Raw genomic sequence first — 5,798 nt, 5'->3', positions numbered from 1 at the left:
AGACGACGGTTACAGATGAACTGTAGGTATTCTTCCATCATGCCTGCATTCATGCCTAGTACGCCGCGTGGCATTGTGTCGCGCGCATACTCGATTTCAAGCTGGGTGCCTTCAAGAATCATTTGAATCACTTCTTGCTTGAACTCTTCGGTCCACAAGTGTGGGTTTTCCAATTTGATCTGGTTAATGACGTCAACACCGAAGTTAAGGTGCATTGATTCATCACGCAAGATGTACTGGAACTGCTCAGCTACACCAGTCATTTTGTTACGGCGACCCATAGACAGAATCTGTGTAAAGCCACAGTAGAAGAAGATACCTTCGGTCACACAGTAGAAGCCAATCAGATTACGTAGCAATTCCTGATCCGTTTCTGGGGTTCCTGTTTTGAAGTTTGGATTGGAGATGCCTTGCGTATGCTTGATACTCCATGCCGCTTTCTTGGCGATGCTTGGTACTTCGCGGTACATGTTGAATACTTCGGCTTCATCCATGCCCAATGACTCAACACAGTATTGGTAAGCGTGGGTATGAATGGCTTCCTCAAATGCCTGACGCAAAATGTACTGACGGCACTCTGGGTTGGTGATTAAGCGATAGATCGCCAGTACCAGGTTGTTGGCAACCAATGAGTCTGCGGTTGAGAAATAACCCAAAGAACGCATGACGATTTTACGCTCGTCGTCGGTTAAGCCATTTGGATCTTTCCAGGTGGCAACGTCTTTGGTCATGTTGATTTCTTGTGGCATCCAGTGGTTGGCACAGCCATCAAGGTATTTTTGCCATGCCCAGTCATACTTGAATGGAACCAGCTGATTCAGGTCAGCGCGGCAGTTGATCATTTTCTTATCGTCAACTTCGATACGGGCCGCGCCCATTTCTAATTCTTCCAGACCAGGAGCTACATCAAGCTCTTCAAGTGCAGCTTGTGCTTTGGCTACATTATCCAATGCTTCTGGCTCGACATATTCTTCTTGTGTTGTTTTTGGCTCAGCGGCAACCTGTGGCGCTGGAGCAGGGCGTTCTTGTTGCTCTTCGATTACGGGAGCAGGAGCAGCTTGTGCTTTTTTCGGCGCTTCGGCCTTGTCCTCTTTTTCGAACTCATCCCAGTTGAACATGTTTACCTCTCTTAAATTTGTTTGAGCTTTTCACCATTCGATTTATTTTCGGTGAAAAAAGGGGCGAACTTTCGTTGCAACCCCATTCCGTTGTCGTCACTTCTCTTTTTAGTTATTCACTAAAGCGAAAAGCTTGCCATTATTGGCAAGCCTCGCAATCTGGGTCATCAATGGAGCAGGCTTTTGGTGCGGCTGAGCCTACTGGTGCTGGACCAGAGGATACTGCATTGAGCTTGCCATCACTGATGGTTGATTTCTCGGTGCTGGTTGCGCCAAGTGAACGCAAGTAGTAAGTGGTTTTCAAGCCGCGGAACCAGGCCATGCGATAAACCATATCCAGTTTTTTACCGGAAGGTTCGCTCATGTATAGGTTGAGCGACTGCGCCTGGTCGATCCATTTCTGGCGACGGCTGGCCGCTTCAACTAACCATTTTGGTTCGACTTCAAAGGCGGTTGAGAACAGCTCTTTGACTTCGCTTGGAATACGGTCAATGTGCTGCAAGCTACCTTCGTAGTATTTCAGGTCATTAACCATTACCGCGTCCCACAATTTACGAGCTTTAAGCTCTTTCACCATGTATGGGTTAACCACTGTGAACTCACCTGACAGATTCGATTTCACATACAGGTTCTGATAAGTCGGTTCAATTGACTGCGATACGCCTGTAATGTTCGAGATGGTTGCAGTTGGTGCAATTGCCATCACGTTTGAGTTACGCATACCGACGGTTTTGACGCGCTCACGTAGAGTGTCCCAGTCCATGGTTGAGCTGGTATCAACTTCGATGAAATCAGAGCCACGCTCTTCGACCAACTTCTGAATGGAGTCGATTGGCAAAATACCTTGTGACCACAATGAGCCAGCGAAAGTCTCATAAGAGCCGCGCTCTTCTGCAAGGTCGGTTGATGCCTTAATCGCATAGTAGGAAATCGCTTCCATGGCGTTATCAGCAAACTCAACCGCCGCATCAGAAGTGTAAGGAATCTTCTGTAGATACAAGGCGTCCTGGAAGCCCATTAGGCCAAGACCAACCGGACGGTGACGCATGTTTGATTTGCGCGCCGTTTCTACTGGATAGAAGTTAATATCGATAACGTTGTCCAGCATGCGAACCGCTGTCTTAACCGTTTTCTCAATTTGCTCGATATCCAGCTTGCCGTCTTTCATGTGCTTAGGCAGGTTAACTGAACCCAGGTTACAGACCGCAATTTCTTCACCGGCTTTGGTGTTCAAGGTGATTTCGGTACACAGGTTTGAGCTGTGGACAACGCCAACGTGTTGCTGTGGCGAGCGAACATTACAAGGATCTTTGAAAGTAATCCATGGATGGCCAGTTTCGAACAACATCGACAGCATCTTACGCCACAAGTCTTTAGCCTGAAGGGTTTTAGCTGTTTTCAGCTTGCCGTATTTGGCCATTTCTTCGTAGTATTCGTAACGCTCTTCAAACTCTTTACCGTAAAGGTCGTGCAGATCCGGTACTTCGTTCGGGCTAAATAGCGTCCACTCGCCATCAGTGCTGACACGCTTCAAGAACAGGTCAGGCACCCAGTTGGCTGAGTTCATGTCGTGGGTACGACGACGGTCATCACCAGTATTTTTACGAAGCTCAAGGAACTCTTCGATATCAATGTGCCAGGTTTCAAGATAGGCACAGACAGCACCTTTACGCTTACCGCCTTGATTTACTGCAACCGCAGTGTCGTTAGCTACTTTCAGGAAGGGCACAACACCTTGTGATTTACCGTTTGTACCTTTGATGTAAGCACCAAGACCACGTACTGGTGTCCAGTCATTACCTAGACCACCGGCAAATTTCGACAATAGGGCGTTATCTTTAATCGCGCCATAGATACCGTCAAGGTCATCCGGAACGTTGGTCAAGTAGCAGCTTGAAAGCTGTGGGCGTAATGTACCTGAGTTAAATAGAGTAGGGGTTGAGCTCATGTAGTGGAATGTTGATAACACATCATAGAACTCAATTGCACGCGCTTCGCGATCGTCTTCATTGATGGCAAGGCCCATAGCGACGCGCATCCAGAATACCTGAGGAAGCTCAATGCGTACTTCATCTTTATGAATGAAATAGCGATCGAATAGTGTCTGAATGCCAAGGTAAGTAAACAGCATGTCGCGCTCAGGCTTGATGGCATTCGCCAGCTTTTCGATATCAAAGCTCAGCAATTCTGGGCTTAATAATTCGTTTTCAACGCCAACGCTTAAGTAAGCTTTGAAAGCTTCTGGATAGATAGCCGTCATTTCGCTTTGCGTAGCGCGTTTAGCAACGCCAAGCTCTCTTAGAGCTTCTGAGCGGATGCTGTCTAACAACAGGCGAGCAGTCACATAGCTGTAGTTAGGTTCCTGCTCAATCATGGTGCGAGCAGTCATCACCAATGCCTGGTAAACATCTTTAATGGCAACGCCATCGTAGAGGTTACGCATGGTGTCTTTCAGGATTTGGTCCGGAGTGACGTCAGACAGGTCTTTACAGGCTTCAACCACAACCGTATGCAAACGCTCAACGTCTAACGGACGCTTGCTGCCGTCTTCAACCGTTACCATGACCTGATTGTCGCCAACGATAGCGTCCAGCTTGGCTGAATCACGCGCAGCACGCTCACGAGCACGCTCTTCGCGGTATAACACGTATGAACGGGCAACTTTCTGCTCGCCATTACGCATCAGAGCCAGCTCAACCTGATCCTGAATGTCTTCGATGTGGATAATACCGCCACCTGGCATTCTGCGCTTGAAGGCTTCGGTGATTTGTTTGGTCAATTGGCGCACCGTTTCATGCACACGGCTAGATGCTGCTGCCGCACCACCTTCAACCGCAAGAAACGCCTTGGTCATGGCAACTTCGATCTTGCTGTCGTCATAAGGCGTCACCTTTCCATTGCGGCGGATAACACGAATTTCACCCGGTTTAGTGGCTTCAATTTCGTGGCTGGATGGTGTGTTTGTTTTTGGGGTTTTGGCAGCTGATTGTTCAGGTTTGCTGACTTCGGTTTCCATTATTCCTCCACAGACCTCTTTGCATTATTTGTCGGTTGGCTGTTTTTTGTTCATTGTTTGACTGAGATTACAGAGAATCAACAAGTTAGACGATCTTCTTGATTCACTATATATAGTTAGTTGCTCTCGCAATGGATACAAGATAGTGCGTTTTTTGCTGCTTGGCAAGAGCATATCTTGGGGAATTTTCTGTGGATAAATTGTTAAGAAATGGTGGGTAACTCGGGAAGCCTTATGGGGCTTGGGCTTGCGCTAGGTCAAGCGTTTTAAGTCATATTTGCATTTTTTTAAAACTGGTTAAAAATTTTACAAAGAAATGTGATCTGGATACACGATCAAGTGCTTCACATCCAGGTCGAACCCTATATCTTGTGATAATGGATAATCGTGATGACTGGGGAAAATGGCCTTTAATTGCTCGTTATTGGACAATTCCAGCTCATATTCAATGATTGCGCCCTTAAATACCTTATGCGTAACCTTACCGCGCAGAGGAGAATTCATATTGGGCTTAACATCATCGGGTCGCATCAGCACCAGCACGCTGTCATTGGGGGTGAACTTTTTGCCATTAGCAATGGTGAAGTTGCCAAGCACCGTATTGACGTGCTGATGGTCTGAAATGGTGCCAGCAATAAAATGCCCTTCACCAATAAATGAGGCAATCTGAGCATCCACTGGTTTATGGTATAGGTTGTAGGGCGTATCCCACTGCAGTAATTTCCCCTGGTGCATAACACCAATGTAGTCCGCCATGGCGAACGCTTCCTGTTGATCATGGGTCACCAGCAGGCTGGCAATGTTCTGTGCTTTCAGCAATTCTTTTAACTCTCGAGCCAGTGACCGACGCAAATGGGTGTCCAGGCTGGAGAAGGGCTCATCCAGTAGAATCAGTTCAGGACGCGGTGCAATGCTACGCGCTAGAGCGACTCGTTGTTGTTGGCCACCCGATAATTGGTGCGGATAACGCTTTTCCATCGCTTCCAGCCCAACTAGTTCAAGACACTCCTTTACGCGCTCGCGGCGTTCTTTGCGTGGCAGATGGCGTAAACCAAAGGCTACGTTGTCGAAGATATTGAGGTGTGGGAAAAGCGCATGGTCCTGGAAAACCAGGCCTAGATGGCGCTTTTCAGGGGGCAGAGTAAAATCAGGCTTTGAGCAGAAACGACCATGAATGCTGATATAGCCTTCATATATGGGCTCAAGTCCGGCAATGGCACGCAACAAGGTAGTTTTACCGCAACCACTAGGCCCAAGCAGGCAGGCACTGTCGCCAGCTTTTAGTTTGAAATCAATGTGGTTAACGATGATCTGTTCGCCGTGTCGGCACTGAACATCGTTCAGTTGCAGGATAGGGTGGTCGCTAAATTCGCTCATAAAGGTGCGTTTTCTGCCCGTAAAATCTGAAATCGGATTCTAATTGAAACTAATTCTCATTTAGTAACGCATTGTAGCGACAAGAATTCTGCTTGCATAGATGCAGATCAAGATTTCTTGCGATTAACGGTGCTCATCAGCCTTGAAAAGCGTTATAATCGCCGCCATCTGATATCGGGCAGGGCGCCTAATTAACACAATTTGAGGTCATACATGAGCGACACTATTGAGCAAATCAAACAACAGATTGCAGACAACAAAGTTTTAATTTACATGAAAGGTTCACC

Annotated in this window: 3 protein-coding genes; all 3 read right to left on the bottom strand. The window is 47.3% G+C overall.

Annotation, left to right across the window (positions count from 1 at the left end):
- A partial coding sequence (locus HUJ19_RS00260) for a ribonucleotide-diphosphate reductase subunit beta (protein WP_290621571.1) occupies positions 1-1,118 on the bottom strand: 1,118 nt, incomplete at its 3' end.
- Positions 1,119-1,257: 139 nt separating this feature from the next.
- On the bottom strand, positions 1,258-4,134 hold the full coding sequence (locus tag HUJ19_RS00255) for a ribonucleoside-diphosphate reductase subunit alpha (protein ID WP_290621570.1): 2,877 nt from the start codon (positions 4,132-4,134) through the stop codon (positions 1,258-1,260).
- A gap of 306 nt (positions 4,135-4,440) precedes the next feature.
- Complete coding sequence (locus HUJ19_RS00250; protein ID WP_106647041.1) at positions 4,441-5,511, bottom strand: ABC transporter ATP-binding protein; 1,071 nt, start codon at positions 5,509-5,511, stop codon at positions 4,441-4,443.
- Positions 5,512-5,798: the final 287 nt, after the last annotated feature.

Source organism: Kangiella sp., from assembly GCF_014762745.1.
Classification (GTDB): Bacteria; Pseudomonadota; Gammaproteobacteria; order Enterobacterales; family Kangiellaceae; genus Kangiella.
The sequence above is the reverse complement of the archived record's forward strand: the minus strand, read 5'-3'. Positions and strand labels throughout refer to the sequence as shown.

What these genes read in the sequence shown, in the direction of transcription:
- HUJ19_RS00255 (WP_290621570.1), bottom strand. Translation starts at nt 4,134, where the DNA reads ATGGAAACCGAAGTCAGCAAACCTGAACAATCAGCTGCCAAAACCCCA.
- HUJ19_RS00250 (WP_106647041.1), bottom strand. Translation starts at nt 5,511, where the DNA reads ATGAGCGAATTTAGCGACCACCCTATCCTGCAACTGAACGATGTTCAG.